The organism is Bradyrhizobium sp. B025, assembly GCF_042257955.1.
Taxonomy (GTDB): Bacteria; Pseudomonadota; Alphaproteobacteria; order Rhizobiales; family Xanthobacteraceae; genus Bradyrhizobium; species Bradyrhizobium diazoefficiens.
Genome location: NZ_CP170150.1, coordinates 1,322,555 through 1,342,315, shown reverse-complemented (window position 1 = coordinate 1,342,315; position 19,761 = coordinate 1,322,555). Strand labels below are relative to the sequence as shown.

The window sequence follows — 19,761 nt, the reverse complement described above, 5'->3', positions numbered from 1 at the left end:
GGTACGACAAATTTCCCTACCGCTGAAACCCGGCCGAGGCGCGAATGGAGTTTCCGGAGTTGGCTGAGGTGTGGGCCACGATCTTTCCTGCCGTAGAGAAGGCGGCGGAGGAAGCGGAGCGAAAGTTGCGCGATTTCGTCGCTCAAGTCGGGTAGTAGAAATTTGCGGCGCTCACGCGCCGCCGAATTTTCAGACCGGGATGCCGAGCTTCTTCGCCTTGTCGCCCAGATTGTCCTGAATTCCCGCGCCCGGGACATGCATCACGCCAATCGGCAGCTCGTTGAGCATCGATTTCCGTTGTCAGGGTTGCAACGGCGTCAGTCGATGCCTCCGCGTCAGCCCTTCCAGCGATCTCTCCAGGTCGTCCCGACGCATCAGGACGGCGGCGTCCGTATCATTTACGGTTCGGTCGAGCTCTTGAGTTCGTGTTCGTAGCGCTCTGGACACAGCCGGGTCGGTGGCAATCAGCGGGAACACCTGACCCTGCGACCGGGCGATATCCTGACAGGCCATATTGAAGGCCCCTTCGGCTGAAGCGCGGCGATTCTTCGCGGCCTCCATTCCCGCGGCAGCTTCCTCGCAGCGAGCGCTCGCCGACTGGAACGCGCCAGCAGCAGCGGATTTCGCCTCCCACGCCTTGGCGAGGGTTTCGTGGGCCGTTCGACGACCTTCGTTAATCCGGGTCCGGTGACTCGCGGTCGCCCCACCGTCAAGAAGTTCAGCTCAGGCGAACGCTTCTCTACCAGTCGACGTTGTTTGGGTTGGGCCGCGCTCTGCGTCGATTTGCGACCGTGAATGCTCAAACGAGATGGCCGCGACCGCGCCGTCCGGCTCCGTTGCAGCGTCATTTCGAGCTCACCAGCCCGCTCACGCAGTGCACCGTACTTTTGCGCAACCGCTGAAAGTCTGTCGGCGCAGCCCACCGGGGCGGCGTCAATATGCCGTTTGGTTGTAGTTCCCGTTTCCCTTAAGCTTGCGCATAGTCGAGGAAATGCTGGAGGCGCGTGGCACTGTTGACCTATGAAGCCGTGCGCCAGTGGGGACCGAAATTCGGCAAGGCGTTCTCCGATCGGTCCGCGAGCGCGCTCCCGCTCGCGGTGACAAATGGCATCTGGACGAGATCGTTATCTCGATCGCGGGCGAACAACATTAGCTCTGGCGCGCTGTCGACCAGAATGGCTTCGTTCTCGACGTCTTGATCCAGCGCGGAAGAGACTCGCGCGCTGCGCAGCGGCTCAGGAAGAAGCTCTTGAAATCCGCCGGCACGCCGCCGCGCGTGATGATCACGGACAAGCTTCGTTCGTACGGCGCTGCGAGGGCAAAGACGGGCCTTTGGGTCGAACATCGCCAGCACAAAGTTCTCAACAATCGGGCCGAGAATTCTCATCAGCCGACGCGACGACGCGAGCGGATCATGATGCGTTTCAACTCCTCCAGGCCCACCGATTTCTGTCAGTTCACGATCAGGTCTCGAACCTTTTCCACATCCCCGATCCCGGAGCCCTGACTGCCGACTTCCGTCGTGCTTGGCACGAGCGAGCCTTTGCGACTTGGCGCGAGATCTCCATGACAAGCGCTATCGCCGAATCTCGAACCTTTGAGAAGCGCCTCCTTCAGCTCAGCGGTCGGTTAAGTTGACGATGCCGTCGCTCGACATTCAGTATGGCACAGGGATTGCAGTGATGAAAAAGCGCTCCGGAAGCTGAGCACGGCGAGCCGGTGCCGGGCGATGGATCTATTCTGAGTCGTTACGGAACATGACCATCAGCGGGCAGAACCCAGGTGCAGCCGGTCGATATCAGGAATCTGGTGATCGGCCACGTCTTCTTTATGTCGTGCCACGTAACTCTGACAGGTAGACAGAAAATTTGGAACCCACATTATGCCGGCGGAGTCGGATATCAAATGTGCGAATGCAAACATTCGAACAAGCACCGTCTGGACAATTGTGCTCGGCTTTGCCGCCGATCCATTGATGCGGTGGAGTTGGCCTGACGCAGGCCAATATCTTCGGAGCATGCCTCGGTTCGTTAACGCCTCTGGTGGACCAGCATTCGAGCACGGCACAGCATACGTCACGGAAGGGATCCGCGCCGCAGCCCTGTGGCTGCCGCCTGGCGTGCAGCAAGACGAGTCCGCGTTAGACGAAATAATGGCGCTGTCCCTGAACCCGGCGATCACCGAAGATATGGCGCTCCTGCGGCAGGAAATGGCCGAACATCATCCGTCCGAGCCGCATTGGTACCTGCCTCTCATCGCGGCCGATCCGAACTGGGTCGGACAAGGACTTGGCACATTGTTGATGAAATACGCTCTTCAACGATGCGATGAGCAGGGCATTACCGCCTATCTGGAAAGCTCGAATCCCGATCACATCCCCTTTTATCAAAGCCACGGCTTCGAGGTCATTGGCAAAATACAACATGGTTCTTCGCCGCCGCTCACGCCAATGTTGCGAGCAGCCAAATAAAGCGAAATTCAAAGCCTGTGTTCGCATTGGCTCACGAGGGCCACCTTTCAGCACTGCTTACGTATTGTCTGCGGCGGCGCTGATTATTTCGCCAGCAAGTATTGGGGCGACTCGGGCTCGCGGCGATGCTCCATGATGTCGGGAAGCTACCATTCCGCTGACGCTGTTCGACAAGCCGGGCCGTCTAAATGAGGAAGACAGCAGACTGATCGAGACACATCTGGTCGACGGCTTCGGAAGACTCTGGATGGCGTTAAGTTAACGAATTGGAGCCGCCGAGGGGGTGGTGACGACCAGCACGCCGACCGCCCGGACCCCTCTTTATCGCCGCCATCGCTTCCCACCGGAAGTAATCAGCTATGCCGCTTGGTTGTATTTCCGGCTTCCTCTCAAGCTTGCGCATGGTCGAGGACGTGCTGAAGTGCTGGCGGCGCGTGGCATTGGCGTGACCTATGAAATCGTGCGCCAGTAAGACGAAAACTTCGGCAATGCGTTCTCCGATGGATCCGCTCGCGCGCTCCCGCTCGTTCAAACGACTGAGAGCATGCACTTGACCGACCGCGACAATCGCGATGATCAAAGCCGGTTGTTGACGCGTCGATTTCGCTCGCCCGAGGACGAGTACGAAGCAAAGGCGGCGCGCGGTCACGACAGAATTCCGGCGGAGCATTCCGCAGCCCGGTAGAAGGCCCGGGCATCCCGTCTTACAAGGAATCGGCAATGAGGCTGCGCGCCGACCATTTCATGCTGCCGCACACCGTGCGATCTTCACGGCGGTAGATGCGTGCTGCCTCAACGGGCCGCGCCTCAGCCTCCTCGCTCGAGCGCCAATCGGCAATCGTCAGCTCAAAGATGATGTCGATTGCAGGATCCATCTTGAGGCAGCGCCACAGAGCAACGAAGAATATCCCCGCGGGACTGTTGGGAAGTCTTATTGTTCTAGGCCGCGCTCTGCGAGCAGCCGGTGCATGACCTCGCCTTTGATCTCGCCTGCGATTTGGTTTCGGACTTGGGCTCCGAGCACCCGCTCGGCATCGACGTCGCCCACCAGACCATGTTCGGCCAGTCGCTGATCCAGACGGCTTTGGAACTCTTCGCCCATGGCTTCGACGAGCCGGTCTTGCATCGCTGCATGTTCGTCTGGAGCGATGCGCCTCAGCACCGTCTCCCAGGGTTGCCAGCGGCTTGCCATGAAGTCGGTGAACTGGCTTGCTTCCCGCTCCCGGACCAGGTCGAGCGCCTCCGTCGCATCATCCTCGCTTACGTGAGAGACCGCCAGGAAGCGCATGTCAGGGGCGACGTGACTGAGCTCCAGCGGCTCGCGCAGCCGATGTTGATAGGCCAGGTAGACTTCGATGTCGTCTACGTTCGGGTTGCCGCTGGCGAGCGAGTTGATCCTGTCGCGCGCGATCTCGTCCAACGCCTCCAAGCGGAAGGCGACACGGCCGCGCTGGATCAGATCGCCAAGCCGATCGTCATATACCCCGTCCTCGACGTCAGCGTTGAGGCGCGCGGTCTGCATACCATTCCAGTGCAAGGTGACACGATCCTCGCAGCTCGCGTTGGCCTCGGACGCCTGCGCAAAGAACTGCTCGCGCAATGTCGGATTGGCGGCCGCCTGCTGCAGATCATCAGCCACTGCCTGCCGAAACTCGTCATTGCCGTAGTTCACGGTCTCTCGTAGCCTCTCCAGGAACTGCGCGTAGTCCTGGGCGCCTGGCTCATCCGCAAAGTGCTGCCATTTGGCCAGCGTCGCCGGGTCGTCTGCGAGCCATTGCGCGGCAGCCTCATATAGAGATTGCTGCGCAAGCTGCGGTGGCGCTTCAGCCGTCGCCAGATTAGCGAGGACGTCGTCCGGCAGCGGGTTATCCCCGAACTCGAGGTTCTCCAAATGCGGGTAGCTGAGACTAAGATTCGGTACACGCCCCTCAAGAAGATCCTCAGGCAGGCTGGTCAGCCGGTTACCGCTGAGATTGAGCGATTGGAGGGTGCTCGGAAGGGGGGCGGGGAGGTCGGCCAATTGATTGCTGCTGACATCGAGTTCAATGAGCCCCGATGGGAGGTAGTCGGGGAGGTCGGTCAGCTGATTGCCACTAACCGCGAGCGAGGTGAGCCTGCTCGGGAGAGCGTCCGGCAGGCTAGTTAGTCGGTTGTCGCTTGCGTTCAGGATCTCGAGCCCAGCCGGAAGGTTGGCCGGCAGACTGGTCAAGCTGTTATCGGCCACCTCCAGCCGAGAGAGGGTCGCCGGAAGAGCGTCCGGCAAACTGATCAACCGGTTATGGCTAATGAGAAGATGCTGAAGACCGGGTGGGAAGCTAGCGGGCAGGCTGCTTAGCTCGTTGTGCCTGGCGCGCAGTTCCAGCAATCTTGGCGGCAGGGCGGCGGGCAAAGCGGTCAGGGAGAGGGAGGACAAATCCAGCGAGTGCGAGCCAGTGTTGTCCGCCCCCCTAATTCGTGCGCGTCCCTGTCGCCGATTCTCGGCTTCGCCCTGCCCCTCTTCGGCCGCCCAGTTGTCCAGCAACTGCGCGCGCGCGGAGGCCGGGGTCCGATATCCTGTCATGGCTTCGAGCAAATCCGCCACGGCTCGGCTGAAGCCGCTGAGGTAACTTTCCTGCTCCCCCTCTTCAGAAGCGGCCGAGGAAGAACCTGCACTCCACTGAGCCTGTCCTGTGTTCATCAATATCTCCATCGCCAAAACAAGAATACCCCCGCTCCTCAAGGTCGCGAAGCAGGCCGGGTGTCATGATCATTGTTCACACGAGCCCAAACGCGCAAATGGATCGATACTGCTGCGAGGCTTCCTGCCATTTCGTTGACCAGATAAGTCCCGGAGGGCCGTCAACGTGGCAGCGTTCTGCCCTTAGCAGGCCTACCTGTCGATAAGCTGACGAATGTCGCTGCAGAACCCCGGGTCGCCGGTTGCCAGCGGTGACCGAAGCAAGCCCGGTTTGAGGTTGAACCGGTCAAGCTTCGCAAAGACCAGCTTGGCCCCCATTGCCTTGGCATGGGCACCGCCAGCGCTTACGCGTTCGGAGCGTCTGCCACTCTTCGTTGCCACGTACTCGGTCGAAGGGTAAGCGGCAAGCTGCGGCCGTCAGGCGGCGTGGTTCCATGGCATAAGCGCGTCGATTTCGCCGCTCGGCCAGCCGTTGGCGATACGCTGAGGCGTTAGGCTGAGCCAGGCGCACGGATCGACGTTATTCATCTTTGCTGTCTGCAGCAGTGTTGCGATGGTTCGCCCAGGTTCGTCCGCCGCCGTCGCTACCGGCAAAGAGGCTATTCTTTCTCGTAATTGTTTGTGGTCAGATGGCGCGTTCAACGATGTTGGAGTCGAGCTCGATGCGAACCATCAGTCTGGAAGCGTTCGAAGATGGCACGGCGCGAGACGGCATAGCGGATTGCCTCAGCCAGTTTTGATTTTCCGGAAATCCGCCGCAATGTCTGCTGCCAGAGATCGAAGAGATCTGCGACGACCGCTGTGGAGGCTTGCTGGCGCGCGGCAACGCCTACGTCGGGGCTTTGACCGCGTATGGTCTTCTCGACCTGCCAGAGCTTCGCCATCCGCTCGACCGTCGCCGTTGCCACTTTCAAGCTTCCTGCAACATGCAGCTCATAGAACTTGCGCCGGCTGTGTGACCAGCAGCCAGCCAAGGTGACGCCATCTCTCTTGCGTGAACAACGGACGTATCCATTTCTTGATCTCTGGAAGCGACGCCGCCCACAACGCAAGCGTCTCCTCGATCGACGCTGCTGGCGTCCACGACCTCCGAATCATGGTGTCCATAGATTCAGACATCTCCTAAAAAGGCAACTGTAATGCTAGGATTACCCCTAGGACCTGCAGCGCTCGCGTCCGTCAAACAAGGCGGCCTCAATGGAGGGATACCTTCCATCAGCTGGATGGCTGGATCATCCGAAGGCTCTGGTCGCGCCGCGGAAGCGGTGGCGGAACGCAGCCTGGAAGGAATATCCGACCGCTCGCAAAGCGCATGGGGTCCTGCTGAACGCGCTGCGAGGCGCCTTCGATGGCGCGCAGCCGCGGCCAGCTTGCAACATAGATATCGTTCATCGCCGTCCGCCAGCGGAAGATGTAGTGACTGACGAAGAAACGCGTCATCACACCGACACGACCGCAACAAGAGCAATGCCGGCAAAAGTCGACAACTCGCTGTAGAACTGCTGGACCATCACTTGCGCCGATTTCGAAAGCGCGGCCTGGACAAGGTCATAGAATGGCCCATACCAGCTGTTGATGGCGACGCTGACCTGGACCTGAAAGTAGGAGGTGAACAGTATTAGCGCGGAGCCAAGAATCGACCACGTCGCCCAGGGGTGCGGCGCAACCAACATCCAGCCAGCCGCAAATATCGCGGCGCACGCGGCGAAATAGAGGTCGAACCAGAGAGCCGGCGCCGACGAGAACGTCGCCAACCCGACCTGCCTTTTGCGGCGCTTCGAACAGATTGCTCGCGAAGCCATACCAGACCAGCATCGTCAGTGCGGTCCAAACGATCGCCGAGAGAAAGAACAGCTTGGGTCGGGGGAAAAACGAGAGGTCCGAGCATCTGTGGCCTCTTGGATTACAGGAGACCGTCGGGCATCGTCAACTTAATCGACCGCCGAGCCGAAGGAGGCGCTTCTCAGTTCGAGATTCGGCTTGTCGCGGAGATTTCGCGCCAAGTCGCAAAGGCTCGCTCGCGCGAAGCACGACGGAAGTCGGCGGTGACGGCTCCGGGATAGGGGATGTGGAAAAGGTTCGCGACCTGATTGATCGTGAACTGACAGAAACCGTTGAGCCTGATCGGACGATTTGAAACCCTTCATGATCGGCTTGCGTCGCCGCGTCGGCTGATGAGAAATCTCGGCCCGATTGTTAAGAGCTTTGTGCTGGCGATGTTCGACGTGAAAGCCCATCTTCGCCCTCACAGGGCCGTACGAACGGAGCTTGTCCGTGATCATCACGCGCGGCGGCGTGCCGGCGTATTTCAACAGCTTCTTCATGAGCCGCTGCGCAGCGCGTTCGGCGCTGGATCAAGACGTCGAGAACGAAGCCATTTTCTGGTCGACAGCGCGCCAAAGCCAAGTTGTTTGCCCGCGATCGAGAAGGCGCTGCTGCAAAACTACGGGGTGACCACCTGAGGGCCGTGTCCGAGATCGGCCCAGAAGGCCAGCGCCAGCCCGATTTAGCCGGACGGTGGGTATGGGTCCTGGCCATATGTCCACTCGTGTCTGAACCTGTGGTCATGGCCCTGAACTAGAACCTGAGCGTCGCGTCCTACCTTTCCCTCCTTGTGGGCAGCGTCGACCGCGACGCGGATCGCCTCTTCCTCAGTGGCGTAGGGGCCGGAGTACTCGCAATTGAGCGCAACCATCCACTGGCCTTTATGGCGCGTGACGAAGTACTGAACGCTTGCCATAAGCTTGCTCCGGCATCGCCCCTGGGATCGATAAACGGGGTCGTACTCTGCAAATCTGCCGCGGTCGCCTCAACTACCGGATTTGGTGGGCTCCAAGGAGCAGCGCCTTGTAGGCTGGCCTGTTTGCTGTACCCGCGGAGACCAACTGCCGCGCCTTAGTTTCCCTTATTCACGAGAACCGGAACGTAGCAGCTTCAATCGTCGTAGATGTGGCCTAGCTGCTAGCAAGTCTCTCTTTCTCGTTGGAGTCGAAGGCTGGATTGATGGTTGAGTGCTGCGACCGTTTGCGTTTGATCGACAAATGAACCCTCCAAATAGAATGTCGTCATGGTCCAAACTCCCGGGAGACCAGCCGCACTCGATCGCATTTGTAAGAAAGCGCTCGTGCGGGTCCGACCTTGCCTCTTTTAGATCGTACGAGGCAATAAATTTGGCATCATGGTTGCTCCACTCCGCGGCGCACACGCGGACTTGGAGGCACGCGGACATGACTCGGCGCCGTCGGGAGTGAGAACCCGACGCTGTCCCTACCGCGCCCGCGCGGCCAGTGAAGTTGGCGGCGGTGACTCGGCGCTCACGCCTCCGGAAGCGCTTATCCCTACCACGCGCTGCAAACTTCGGTGGCCAGCCTTCGCCCTTGGATAAGCGAGACCGACCACCGCGGCCCCCCGAGAGGCTCAATTCCCAAGGGTGCTACCAAGCAGTATCGCTGAGAAGGACTGGAAGCACCTACCAGGATTGGTTGGTGCCGATCTAATGTGGCCTGTGCCGCGCGGCGAACAGGATGGAAGTGGAGCGTCGACCATGATGAGAGGGCTACGCCGGGCTCGTGACGCAGGGAGGGCGTAGCCCGACCGGAGTTACGAGCCCGGCGTCGGCGCGATCCACAGCGGACCGCGCCGACTGGTGATCGCGGCCGGCTGGTTATGCAAGTGGTTCTTCCGCCAAGAGGAATCACTCGCGTGCCAGGCCGACACATTACCGATCACCAAATGAGGCTCTACATGAAGTACCGTCAGACCGATAGCCCACCCGTGGCCGCCGCCAAGGCGTCGTTCAGCACCTCGACCGCTTACCGGATCGAGAAGGATCGACGCCTTCCGTCGCAGAAGAAGGCTCCCCGCGGCCGTCGCCGGCCAGATCCCTTGGCCCGCGTATTTGAGACAGATATCGTGCCGATGCTGAAGGCCGCCCCCGGTGTGCGGCCGGTCACGATCTTCGAGGAGTTGCTCCGACGCCATCCCGAGCTCGGCGCCGGCATCCGTCGCGCGCTGGAGCGCCGGATCCGGGCCTGGCGGGCGATCCACGGCGAGGAGCAGGAGGTCATCTTCCGCCAGACCCACGAACCCGGTCAGCGCGGCACCGACATGGGCGAATTGGGTGTCACGATCGCGGGCGTACCGCTCGACCATCGTCTCTATCACTTCCGGCTGGCCTATTCCGGGTTTGAGCACGCCCATGTCGTGCTCGGCGGTGAGAGCTTCGTCGCTCTGGCCGAAGGCCTGCAGAATGCCTTGTGGTCACTCGGTGGGGCGCCACGGGAGCATCGCACCGACAGCCTGTCGGCCGCCTTTTGCAATCTCGACCGCGACGCCAAAGACGATCTGACGCGGCGATACGAAGACCTCTGTGCCCATTACGGCATGCGGCCTTCCCGCAACAATCGTGGCATCGCCCACGAGAACGGGGCGATCGAGAGTTCGCATGGTCATCTCAAGCGAGCGATCGGCGACGCGCTGTTGCTGCGTGGCACCGCCGACTTCGACGATCTGGCTGCCTATCGTGGCTTCATCGATGAGATCGCCAGCCGCCGCAATGCCCGCAACGCCAAGCGGATCGACAGTGAACGTAGCGCACTTCAGGATCTGCCGGACCGCCGCACGTCGGACTATGAAGAGGTGATCGTCCACGTGACATCGTCCGGCGGCTTCACCTTGCGCAAGGTGTTCTACACGGTGCCGTCGCGCTTGATCGGCCATCGGCTGCGGGTGCGCCTGTATGACGATCACCTCGACGTGTTTGTCGGCGGCACGCATCTCCTCACCTTGCCGCGCGGGCGGCCGCATCCCAATGGCAAGCACGATCAGGTCGTCGATTATCGGCACGTGATCCATTCCTTGCGGCGCAAGCCGATGGCGCTCCTCAACCTGGTCTACCGCGACCAGCTGTTCCCCCGGGAAGCTTACCGCCGAGCCTTCGACGTCTTGCGCAAACGCTTACCGGACAAGAAGGCCTGCCGGATCATGGTCGATCTCCTCGCACTCGCCCATGAGCGCGGTTGCGAGGCCGAACTCGCCAATCAGCTCACGGCCGACCTGAACGACGGCCGGCTGCCCGACCTCAACCGGCTACGTACTCACTTCGCCCCGGATCCCGCCCAGGTGCCGAACGTCGTGGTACGCCTCGCACCGCTCGCCACCTATGAATGCCTCATCGGTACCGCCGAGATCGGAGGCGCCGCATGAGCACAACCAACGTAGTCGACACCGCGCGCCTCAATCTGTTGCTCAACGAGCTGCGGCTGCCCGCCATCAAGGCGCTGTGGCCGCAATTTGCCGAGCAATCCGATAAAGAAGGCTGGCCGGCGGCGCGCTTCCTCGCCACCATTGCCGAGCACGAGATCGCTGAGCGCGGCCGCCGCCGCATCGAGCGCCATCTCGTCGAGGCGCGGCTGCCTACCGGAAAGACCTTTGACAGCTTCGACTTCGAGGCCGTGCCGATGATCTCCAAGGCGCAAATGACCGCACTCGCCGCCGGCGACGGCTGGCTCGGCAAGGGCGCCAATCTGCTGCTGTTTGGTCCGCCCGGTGGAGGCAAGAGCCACTTGGCGGCAGCAATCGGCTTGGCCCTCATCGAGAACGGATGGCGCGTCCTGTTCACCCGCACCACCGATCTCGTGCAGAAGCTCCAGGTGGCTCGCCGCGAGCTCAACCTCGAGGGCGCCATCAACCGCCTCGATCGCTTCGATCTCGTCATCTTGGACGATCTTGCCTATGTCACCAAGGACCAGGCCGAGACCAGTGTGCTGTTCGAGCTCATCAGCGCACGCTACGAGCGACGCTCTTTGCTGATCACCGCCAATCAGCCCTTTGGAGAATGGAACAAGGTCTTTCCGGACCCAGCTATGACCCTCGCGGCGATCGATCGCCTTGTTCACCACGCCACCATCGTCGAGATGAACGTCGAGAGCTATCGCAGGCGGACTGCCCTCGAGCGAAAGCGTGGTCCAGGGCGGCCACCGGAGCACGCGACACAAAAAACGCTCGCTTGATTGACGCTCCGCGACAATCAAAGCAAACAAAACTCTTGCGCGCGACAATCATCGCGGCGATCATCATCGCGCCGCGACACTGACTCGCCATCCTGATCGCCGCGCTCTTCCGACCCAGATCGTCGCGCTATAGGCCTGGGGCAAATGCGCCATGGCGACTGAATTTGATACGATTTTTGATGTGATTGAGCGTCACCGCGAGCTTTCGGTGCAGCACGCCGCCGCGGTATCGGTATCCGCGAAACTTGTCGCAGGTCTCGAGTTTCATGCCGCCGACGCGATCAGCGAGGAAAGAAGGTTGGCTCTCGAGGACTATGCAGACGTGCTCACTCCAAGCCGACCACGCTTGCGGACGTGATCAGACTACCGGCTTGGCCGACGGTCGATGGCGATGCCGTGCGTCGCCAACATCTGCGCCTGGCGATAAAGCGGCAAATGCCAATGATACTTGGCATCGATCACATGCGCTGACCAGCCGCTCCGTGGGCAGTGTTCGGGCCCGGCATGCTGGAGGACGACGCCATGACAAGCGCGGCAGGCCAGTTTGGGCCGGCGAGTGACGATTACGCGATACTGCGCCGGTACGACGTCGAGCCTCTGGCTCTCATCGCTCCCAATTTCAAAAAGGACGCCTGCGCAGCACGGGCGGCAGGTTGCAGTGGGCATCAGGGTCTCGACGATGCGCGGCAAATACTCCGGCAGCTGACCGCGGTTGGCTCTGCGCTCGGCAGTTCGCTTCTCGCAGGTTCTTGGATTGGCGTGATCCTCGGCTGCTTCGAGAGCCGCGACGGCCTCTTCGATGCCCTCCAAAACAGGCTGTAGTTGATCAGCGTCCAGCTTTCCGACGATCGACCGAACTGCGCATCTTTCGCAAGCTTGCGCCACGCTTACGGCCTACTGGGTTAGCGCGATGTCGGATCGCGGCCAATCAAAAAGGCAACTGCAGCTAGTTCTTTTCACTTGAGCTGCTGCCGGTTTGATGGACACCCGGTTAAGCTAATCCCACCTTGCGCTCGAACGCAACCGGGCTGAGATAGCCGATGGTCGAGTGCCTGCGGGTCGTGTTGTAAAATCGTTCGATGTAGTCGAACACATCGGCGCGTGCCTCGTCTCTGGTTCGATAAATCTTGTTGGCCGTACGCTCGGTCTTGAGCGAGGAGAAGAGGCTCTCCATCGCCGCGTTGTCCCAGACGTTGCCGGAGCGGCTCATGCTGCAACGATGCCGTGGTCGGCCATCAGGCGCTGGAACTGCTCGCTGGTGTACTGGGACGCTCGGCGGCGAACTGCCGGTCAAGGAGGTTCGCCGGTACGGTCTCGAGCTGTCGATCGCCGTCATCCTTCGGCAAGCGCCGACGTCGCGGCCGCGCCCGCAAGCCTTGCAGGCGCATCAGCCGCTCAATCCGGTGCAGGCCGCAATCCGCCCCGTCGGCGAGCAGGTCACGCCACACCCGGCGTGCGCCATAGGTGCGGTCGCTGGCGACGAAGCTGGCCTTGACCTTGCCGCCGAGCTCCTGGTCGCTGCGGGATCTGGCGCTGGGAGAGCGGTTGAGCCAGGCATGGAAGCCCGACCGCGACACTCCCAGCGCATCGCATAGCCATGCCGCCGGCCAGATCGTCCGGTGCTTCGCGACGAAGGCGAACTTCATGTCGCTTCCTTCGCGAAGTAGGCTGCGGCCTTCCTAAGAAACAGCCGGATTGGCGTCCCCCGGAAGAGCCTGTAACACGAAGCCCAGTGATTTGGCTCGGCGCTGAAGGTTGGCGAGCACACGGCTGCGATATTGTCGCTCATATTGGTCTGCACCCGGATCTCTGTAGGGCATGCCGTGCCGCAGGGTGTTGTAGCATAGAACTGCGATCTTGCGGGCGGTCGCCGTCACCGCCTTTGATTTGCCTGCACGTGAGGATAGCCGGCGATAGAATGCGCCGAGCGCCGTATCGCTCCGTCCGACAGTAGTGGCCGCCAATCGCAACAGTGCGGCTGCCCGACTGGACGATCTTCGTGTGCGTGAAGACAGCACCTTGCCGCCGGAGATTTTGTTGCCCGGTGCAAGGCAGCGCCACGAGGTGAAGTGCTTGGCGCTCGGCCATGCCCTCAGATCCGTGCCGCACTCGCCGATGAGCTTCAGCGAGAGGGACGGACCTAACCCATGGATCTCAGTCAAATCGACGCCGAGCATTCCGTACAGCGCGGCCCTGACATCGAAGGTAGGTGTGTTGACCTGCTTGGTCTTAACGCGTGGCTTTGATAACTTTGCGCCCGCTTTTGCCCCTTTGTTGCTCAATACGGCGATCAAGGCTTCGAGCTTGCGGTCGCAGTCCAGCATCTTCGCCTGGTAAACGTCGTATAGTTCCAGCGATTGACGGAGGGCGAAGACATGTTCTTCCCGGTCGTTGCCCACCAGTGCCGCGCGGATTGTCTCGGTCGAAGAATGACAACGCACGTCCCGATAGGTTGCCAACACGTCGGGATTGCGCTCGCCTGCAACAACGGCTCGGATAATCCGCATGCCGGTCCAGGTGGCGCGGAGGTGGATGGTCACTACCAAAGCTTGAGGGGGCGTCGAAAGCCTGGCTCTTGGCTTTTGGTGCGATCTTTTCAATCGAGCTTATAGGAGGCCTGAAAGAACGTACCCCAGCGTTCCATGCTGTACTTCGCAAGCATGGTCGGTTCAACGCAGCCGCTGCTGCTGCACAATGAGTCGCTTCGGCTGTTGGTCCACATCGCCCAGTAGCGGCCACCGACGCCGACGCTGAAGTTCCTGGTGACGAAGTAGGACAAGACGCCTTCAACCTGGACGCCTCGGCCCCCATTGCTCCGTTGTTCATCAAACATGGTCGTCGGGCGCAAGAGATGATGGTCACGCCCCTTGAAATCGGTCCAGGGCAGGTAAGCGACGTCAGCGTTCAAACGCCAACGCTCGGTGAGCATGGTTTCGGCGCTTAGGCCGACACGAGCTGCATTCCACTGAGTATTCTGGCTGCCAACGACCTGGTCGTCGTCCGGCGCCAAGCATGGAGGTGGGGCAGCTATCTGTACACACCCCCTCGAGTCGGAGCTCTGTTCGTAATACGTCCAGCCGATAAAGCCGCCGACATTGTAGTTGGCGGCGCGGAGGAAATCATAACCTACGTCGGCCGTGTAGTAGGTGTACCTCCCGTTGGCCTGGCCTGATATCGTGTTGACCTAGGAGAGGTTCGGGGGGAGGCCCCAATCTTCGTCGTTCATGTGTCCTTTGTCGAAGCGCCCAAGGCCAATGTTGCCCTTCAGGAACACCCCCCACGGGCTGTCGAGATGGCCAAATAGCTCCCCGGAAAGTCCGTCAAGTCCGTGATAGGTGAGCCTCGATATTAGCATGCTGGGGTCTTCAAGGCCGCCGGAGGCCACTGCGCTGCGGTCCCATTGGAATCGACCCCGGCTGAGCCAGAGTCGCGATCCGCCTTCGAACGACCAACCGGCCGTGTAAGCAATCGGCGCCGCGCCGGCGGGCGCTTTTGCGTAGAGCGGCGCATCGGGCCAACGCACCACCCACGGGTCGGCGCCAAAATGGTAGTTCAACCCGATCTTTCCGATGTGATAGCTGCTGGAGAGGCTGGTTATGTTCGCCGGAAGAATGGCGAACGGCGGATTCTGCACCGTCGGAGGCGTTGCGACACTCGGCCCGCCGAAATGGAGATAGTCATACTCGACGTTGACCGACCATGCAGACGTAAGTGCTTGCTCGACGCCTAGCCCGATGACGCCACCGAGGCGACCATAGTCGAAATGGGTTTTCTCCTGTGGCGCGCCGCCTTCAAAGTTGTTGACGACGTCGCCTCGATTGTTTTGCCAAGCCACTCCTCCCTTAAGATAGGCCAACGTGCGGCCCAGCGCGCCAAACGCGTAACCGACGCGCCCAGTCCCGGTGGCAAAGACGTTGGGACCTGCCTTGCAGTTTGCACTCACGACAAAGCCGGAGGCGGCGAGGCAAGTATTCGTGCCGTCGGAGACAGCACCGCTGGCATCGAGTTCGACGCCGAACACCCAGCCATTCTTCTGCCAATTGTAGCCGACCTGGCCACCCGCGAGAAGCACTGGGGTATCGACGACATCGCCATAGATTGACGGACCGTAGGGATTGCTGAAGGAGGTTCGGCCGTAGCCGCCGCCGAGGTGCCCGCCAATATAGCCTCCCGACCAGTTCCACACCGCGGGCGGCAGTTTCACTTCTGGCTCAAGGTCTGCCGCGTTCGCTGCACCGTTTGCGACGAGCGCAATTGTCGTGGCTCCTAAAAGAAGAACTCCGGATCGCATCCAACACTTCCCTGTATTGTCTCGGCCCACGACCGAGCGCCCTTAAGTTATCGCCGCAGCAAACCGTCGGGGCGGACCAGACGCTAACAGCGACGCGCACCGAGTCCGCCCCCGAGGATCATCGCAAGCGATTGGTGGTGATGCCGCAAAGAGAGCAAGTCGCGTGCCGAAGTGAATTCGCAGGCTATGCAGGCACTTCGTCGCGGCGTGTGGCGCCAAGTTGCTCTCGATACCGACAAGGGCCACGTTACCCGAGAGTGGCCCGCTCGCGCGCTGAATGTGTACGCGCGGTGGCGCGTGCAGACCCGGCCCGTGTGATGTCAACAGGAAGCCCTCTGCGCTTCCCCGACTACGGCGCTGTGTCGCCGTTGATTTTAATTTCACCGAGTCCTACTGATGGGACTAGGGTCTGTACCTAAATAGCGCCACGTGATTCTCTTGCCTACGTGTTGATTCGGGGGCGAGAGAATGCGCGCTGGTTTGTTTTGGCTGAACGACAGGCAATGGGCGCGTATCGAACCGCATCTGCCGAGGGGACTGACGGGGCCGGATCGGGACGACGACCGACGCACCGTCAGCGGCATCATTCACATGCTGCAATCGGGTGCACGATGGCGTGATTGTCCACGTGAATACGGCCCTTACACGACGATCTACAATCGCTTCAATCGCTGGGCCAAGCGAGGACGATGGTGCGCAATCTTCGAAGCGCTGGCCAAGCCTGGCGAAGACGGCGTCGTACTGTCGCTCGACTCGACCTCGATTAAAGCTCACCGGTGTGCCTCCGGCGGAAAAGGGGGGAGCACAATCAAGCAATCGGCCGCTCGCGCGGAGGCCGCACGACAAAAATCCATGCGCTGAGCGATCCGCTCTGCCGGCCGGTCGTCCTGCATCTGACTCCAGGCCAGGATGCCGATATCGCTGCGGCTCCCGATGTCCTGGCGCTCGCGCCACCCATGAGCGTGCTCCTCGCCGACAAAGGGTATGATGGCGACAAGCTTCGCGGCGAAATCATTCGTCGTGGCGCCAAGCCCGTAATCCCCAATAAATCTAACCGTGTCGTCATCCATCGCTTCAACAAACGCGCCTACAAAGGACGAAATGTCATCGAACGCTGCTTTTGCAGGCTCAAGGACTTCCGGCGCATCGCCACGCGATATGACAAGCTCGCCCGTAATTTTTTGGCCGCTGTTCATCTCGCCGCTCTCGTCGCATATTGGCTCAATTGAGTCTGGACCCTAGCACTACTTTGGCAGATTGAGTTGCAGCTTTTCACGGATTCGTTTTCGACAGTGCGGGCATCGCTGAGCTGACGGTCGAAGGATGAGATCGACGATGGCGTGGCGTACCGCCGGCAAGCTTGGCTGCGGCGGCGGTCCGTTGATTCTTTTTTTTCCGCCCCGCCTGGGCGAGGCGACGGTGTTGTAGGAAGGCGTAGGCGATCATGGTCATCAGCGCGTGACGATGCAGGCCTTGCCAGGATCGCCCCTCAAAGTGATCCAGCCCGAGCTCCTCTTTCAACTGCTGATGCGCCTGTTCGCATATCCATCGCGCCTTGATGGCGGCGGCTAATGTGCGCAGATCTGTCGCGGCGGGCAGGTTGGCGAGATAGTATTTCTTTTCCCCTGATGTCCTGTGTTCGCCGATCAGCCAAGCCTCCTCGCCGGGAAGATGCTGCTGGCCTTTGTCCTTGATCCGCTGGGGAGGTCCATCGGCGATCCGCACCCGAACCGCAGCAAAACGGGCTTTCAATCGGCCTTTGGTCCCCGTTCGCCAACTCACATTTTTCCACTTGGCGTCGGCGAGCATGTCTTCGGACGGGCGCGACAGGATATCCGGAATGGACCGCTTGCGGGGACGCCCGCGCATCGCAACCGGCCAGATAAGCTTGACGCCGACCGGGTACACCTTGAGGTGACGCGGGATGCCAACGGCCCACGCCAGCCCGCGTGCCGTGAGCCCTTGTCGAAACGGCGCACTGAGGCCGTATCCCGCGTCCGCCAGCACACAACCGAAGCGCACGCCGGCTGCCATCGCGCGATCGATCTCCGCCAAAGCGATCTCTGGCTTGGACCGTGGCGATCGGTAGTCGACCGGTACGCCGGCGCGCTTCAACCGGGCGACATCGCTGGTCCAGCTCCCGGGGAGGAAGAGACGCAATGCGATCATCACCGGCACTTCACCGCGCGCGAGCGTCAGCGACACCAATGTTTGGCAATTCGCCGTTTTGCCAAGCGCCGAGGCATATTGAGCCGCGATACCGACCGAGTGTTCGCCCTTCTTCGGCACCGCCGTATCGTCGATAACCAGCACCGCATCATCGCCGCCGACGAGCCGGTCGGCCTCCCTGAGCAGCTCTGTCTCCAGCGGCGTCGCATCCCAGACGCCATCGGCGATGAAATGGTGCAGCTGATCGTAATCCCCCGCTGCAAAGCGCTCCGCCATCGGTTGAATGCTCTTGCGCTCACCGGGGCCGATCAGCCCCGCAATGTAACGCGGACACATTCGCCGCCGGGCCTTGTGACCCAGGCGATCCAGGAATGGCTTCAGCCAACGCTCGAGCTGGTCTTCCCAATCCGACGTTGCGTTCCCCATGGTCGGCCCTCCAAAAGCCGACCCCCTATGAATCATTGAAAAATCGATTCGGGAATCCTGACAGGCTCACTAAACCGACAAATCTGTTCGCGGTAGGGACACCCATCACTGGGCGCCCCCCGCGCAGATCCCGGCGAGCCCAATTAAGGCACCGGGCTCCTACCTCGGGTGTTTGACGGCGAAGCGCAGCTTCGGCCATGGATGAAGGATGCGAGCCTTGGGAAGCCAGTCGTCGGTGATCTGCGTTATGCGATCCCAGGTCAGACAGGTCCGCTGACTGCGCCGCCGAAGCGTACGCCTCCAGAGATCGGTCAGGTAGAACCGAAACGCATTGAGCGCTCGGCCATTCGTCGGAACAGCAAAGTACGCAAAGTGGCCGGTCAAGACCTGCCTCAGCCATCTCCCCTGTGCAGGGATCGGCCAGTGCATTCGGCGCCTCAGCTCCTCCTTGATTTCGCGGAGTTTGGTTCGCATGCGGTCGCCACGGGTCTTCCGTTGAAGCTGGAAGCGCCCTCGGCGTGATTTGCCGCAGATAAACGTGAACCCCATGAACGCAAAGGTTTCCGGCTTTCCGAGTCCGCGCTGCTTGCGTTGAGCCGCCGCATGGCGACCAAACTCAATCAGGCGGGTCTTGGCCGGATGGAGCGTCAGCTCGAACTCCTCCAGTCTCGCGCGCATCGCGTCAAGGAAACGACGTGCGTCATCCTCGCGCTCAAAGCCGACTACTACATCGTCCGCGTAACGCACGATGATCATGCCGCCGGAGACCTCGCGCTGTCGCCAGCGTTTGGCCCACAGGTCGAGAGCGTAGTGCAGGTAGATGTTGCCAAGGAGCGGTGAAATCACCGAACCTTGACCCGTTCCCCTGTCATCAGCGGTTACGACGCCGTCTTCGAGAATACCCGCCTTCAGCCATTTCTGAATGAGGCGGATGATGCGCTTGTCGCCGATCCTATGTTCCAAGAAGCGAACCAGCCAAGGTTGACTGACTGCGCCAAAGAAATTTTGGATGTCGGCGTCAATGATCCAGTTCACCTGCCGCGTCTCGATCGCTGTGCAGAGCGCGTCCAACGCATCATGTGGTCCTCTGCCGGGCCGAAACCCGTAGGAAAAGCCACAGAAGTCTCCTTCGTAGATGGCGTTGAGCACGATGACGGTGGCCCCCTGGACGATTTTGTCTTCGAGAGCCGCGATCGCTAACGGACGCTGCTTGCCGTCTGCTTTTGGTATGTACGTCCGGCGAGACGGTTGCGGGCGGTACGTTCCTCGTTGGACCCGTTTGTGCAGATCGGCGAGCCGGGGCTCGAGATCTTCCTCGTAGTCCTGCCACGTCATGCCATCCACTCCGGGAGCAGCCCTACGCCTGAGCGCAAAGAACGCCGCCCGCAGTGTATCGACATTGATGTGGTGAAAGAGCGCGGTGAACCGGTCCTTCTTCCTCAGCCTTGCGGCTGTCCGTACGCGGTCCAGCGACTGGGTCATGCGAGCCCGGCCCTGTGTCCGGTGCATGCGCTGCTGTTCCGCGTTTCCCTTGGTCCCCGGCCTTGGCTCCGCCCACTCCGCCGCCAGTAATCCAGCTTTGTTCGTCGGCTTCTCAGCTACTATGCCAGAGTCAGACTTCTCCGTGTCATGCATCAGCGGCTACGGCTCCTCGCCTTCCCGCTGCGGACCACCTCCTCCGAGGAGGAAGATGGCCGACCCGGAGATATCCCGGTTC

General features: G+C 61.0%; 11 protein-coding genes and 9 pseudogenes. 7 read left to right on the top strand and 13 right to left on the bottom strand.

What is annotated here, in order from left to right; translation table 11 throughout:
- Positions 1-973: 973 nt before the first annotated feature.
- From ACE10W_RS06355 to ACE10W_RS06345, 3 genes and pseudogenes are all read left to right on the top strand, one after another.
- Positions 974-1,633, top strand: a pseudogene (locus tag ACE10W_RS06355) (IS6 family transposase).
- A 249-nt stretch (positions 1,634-1,882) separates the two neighbouring features.
- Entirely contained in the window at positions 1,883-2,470 is a 588-nt protein-coding gene (locus ACE10W_RS06350; protein WP_018648286.1) for an N-acetyltransferase, read from the top strand.
- 286 nt (positions 2,471-2,756) lie between these two features.
- A pseudogene (locus ACE10W_RS06345) lies at positions 2,757-3,004 on the top strand (IS6 family transposase); the annotation flags it as partial.
- A 170-nt stretch (positions 3,005-3,174) separates the two neighbouring features.
- On the opposite strand, the gene ACE10W_RS06340 reads toward ACE10W_RS06345, so the two are convergent.
- The 6 genes and pseudogenes from ACE10W_RS06340 to ACE10W_RS06315 all read right to left on the bottom strand — a co-directional run bounded on the left by ACE10W_RS06340 (position 3,175) and on the right by ACE10W_RS06315 (position 7,842).
- Entirely contained in the window at positions 3,175-3,345 is a 171-nt protein-coding gene (locus tag ACE10W_RS06340; RefSeq protein WP_018648285.1) for a hypothetical protein, read from the bottom strand.
- Between the two features lie 56 nt (positions 3,346-3,401).
- Positions 3,402-5,147 carry a T3SS effector NEL-type E3 ubiquitin ligase NopM gene (gene nopM, locus ACE10W_RS06335; RefSeq protein WP_026312873.1) on the bottom strand — a complete coding sequence of 582 codons (1,746 nt, stop codon included), beginning with the start codon at positions 5,145-5,147 and terminating at the stop codon, positions 3,402-3,404.
- Positions 5,148-5,564: 417 nt separating this feature from the next.
- A pseudogene (locus ACE10W_RS06330) lies at positions 5,565-6,136 on the bottom strand (transposase); the annotation flags it as partial.
- A 226-nt stretch (positions 6,137-6,362) separates the two neighbouring features.
- Positions 6,363-6,820, bottom strand: a pseudogene (locus ACE10W_RS06325) (SbmA/BacA-like family transporter).
- A 258-nt stretch (positions 6,821-7,078) separates the two neighbouring features.
- A pseudogene (locus ACE10W_RS06320) lies at positions 7,079-7,627 on the bottom strand (transposase); the annotation flags it as partial.
- A 26-nt stretch (positions 7,628-7,653) separates the two neighbouring features.
- Positions 7,654-7,842 carry a DUF2188 domain-containing protein gene (locus ACE10W_RS06315; RefSeq protein ID WP_369525341.1) on the bottom strand — a complete coding sequence of 63 codons (189 nt, stop codon included), beginning with the start codon at positions 7,840-7,842 and terminating at the stop codon, positions 7,654-7,656.
- Between the two features lie 971 nt (positions 7,843-8,813).
- On the opposite strand from ACE10W_RS06315, the gene istA reads away from it, so the two are divergent.
- From istA to ACE10W_RS06300, 3 genes are all read left to right on the top strand, one after another.
- Complete coding sequence (gene istA / locus ACE10W_RS06310; RefSeq protein WP_011084704.1) at positions 8,814-10,352, top strand: IS21-like element ISBj11 family transposase; 1,539 nt, start codon at positions 8,814-8,816, stop codon at positions 10,350-10,352.
- Positions 10,349-11,158, top strand: a complete 810-nt coding sequence (gene istB, locus ACE10W_RS06305) for an IS21-like element ISBj11 family helper ATPase IstB (RefSeq protein WP_018270204.1) — start codon at positions 10,349-10,351, stop codon at positions 11,156-11,158. Before istA ends, istB begins: the two co-directional genes overlap by 4 nt.
- Before the next feature lie 151 nt (positions 11,159-11,309).
- A complete protein-coding gene (locus ACE10W_RS06300; protein WP_223153709.1) occupies positions 11,310-11,516 on the top strand; it encodes a hypothetical protein in 207 nt (68 codons plus the stop codon).
- Positions 11,517-11,536: 20 nt separating this feature from the next.
- Here ACE10W_RS06300 and ACE10W_RS06295 read toward each other — a convergent pair.
- The 5 genes and pseudogenes from ACE10W_RS06295 to ACE10W_RS06275 form a co-directional block, all read right to left on the bottom strand.
- Positions 11,537-12,036, bottom strand: a pseudogene (locus ACE10W_RS06295) (IS66 family transposase zinc-finger binding domain-containing protein); the annotation flags it as partial.
- A gap of 113 nt (positions 12,037-12,149) precedes the next feature.
- Positions 12,150-12,837, bottom strand: a pseudogene (locus ACE10W_RS06290) (IS3 family transposase); the annotation flags it as partial.
- Positions 12,838-13,671: pseudogene (locus tag ACE10W_RS06285) on the bottom strand (transposase); the annotation flags it as partial.
- A gap of 83 nt (positions 13,672-13,754) precedes the next feature.
- On the bottom strand, positions 13,755-14,240 hold the full coding sequence (locus tag ACE10W_RS06280; RefSeq protein ID WP_231166749.1) for a hypothetical protein: 486 nt from the start codon (positions 14,238-14,240) through the stop codon (positions 13,755-13,757).
- A gap of 102 nt (positions 14,241-14,342) precedes the next feature.
- Positions 14,343-15,449, bottom strand: coding sequence for an outer membrane protein (locus ACE10W_RS06275; protein ID WP_231166585.1), 1,107 nt, complete (start codon positions 15,447-15,449; stop codon positions 14,343-14,345).
- 446 nt (positions 15,450-15,895) lie between these two features.
- Here ACE10W_RS06275 and ACE10W_RS06270 point away from each other — a divergent pair.
- A pseudogene (locus tag ACE10W_RS06270) lies at positions 15,896-16,678 on the top strand (IS5-like element ISBj2 family transposase).
- 43 nt (positions 16,679-16,721) lie between these two features.
- Here the strand turns inward: ACE10W_RS06270 and ACE10W_RS06265 are convergent.
- Both ACE10W_RS06265 and ltrA read right to left on the bottom strand, forming a co-directional pair.
- The gene (locus ACE10W_RS06265) at positions 16,722-18,080 is read right to left on the bottom strand and encodes an IS701 family transposase (RefSeq protein ID WP_018642936.1); all 1,359 of its coding nucleotides are present in this window, start codon (positions 18,078-18,080) and stop codon (positions 16,722-16,724) included.
- 123 nt (positions 18,081-18,203) lie between these two features.
- Complete coding sequence (gene ltrA / locus ACE10W_RS06260) at positions 18,204-19,679, bottom strand: group II intron reverse transcriptase/maturase (RefSeq protein ID WP_011084718.1); 1,476 nt, start codon at positions 19,677-19,679, stop codon at positions 18,204-18,206.
- Positions 19,680-19,761: the final 82 nt, after the last annotated feature.

Bases quoted from the DNA above. Each gene is read 5' to 3' on its own strand.
- ACE10W_RS06350 (WP_018648286.1), top strand. From the start codon at position 1,883: ATGCCGGCGGAGTCGGATATCAAATGTGCGAATGCAAACATTCGAACA.
- ACE10W_RS06340 (WP_018648285.1), bottom strand. From the start codon at position 3,345: ATGGATCCTGCAATCGACATCATCTTTGAGCTGACGATTGCCGATTGG.
- nopM (WP_026312873.1), bottom strand. From the start codon at position 5,147: ATGAACACAGGACAGGCTCAGTGGAGTGCAGGTTCTTCCTCGGCCGCT.
- ACE10W_RS06315 (WP_369525341.1), bottom strand. From the start codon at position 7,842: ATGGTTGCGCTCAATTGCGAGTACTCCGGCCCCTACGCCACTGAGGAA.
- istA (WP_011084704.1), top strand. From the start codon at position 8,814: ATGCAAGTGGTTCTTCCGCCAAGAGGAATCACTCGCGTGCCAGGCCGA.
- istB (WP_018270204.1), top strand. From the start codon at position 10,349: ATGAGCACAACCAACGTAGTCGACACCGCGCGCCTCAATCTGTTGCTC.
- ACE10W_RS06300 (WP_223153709.1), top strand. From the start codon at position 11,310: ATGGCGACTGAATTTGATACGATTTTTGATGTGATTGAGCGTCACCGC.
- ACE10W_RS06275 (WP_231166585.1), bottom strand. From the start codon at position 15,449: ATGCGATCCGGAGTTCTTCTTTTAGGAGCCACGACAATTGCGCTCGTC.
- ACE10W_RS06265 (WP_018642936.1), bottom strand. From the start codon at position 18,080: ATGATTCATAGGGGGTCGGCTTTTGGAGGGCCGACCATGGGGAACGCA.
- ltrA (WP_011084718.1), bottom strand. From the start codon at position 19,679: ATGCATGACACGGAGAAGTCTGACTCTGGCATAGTAGCTGAGAAGCCG.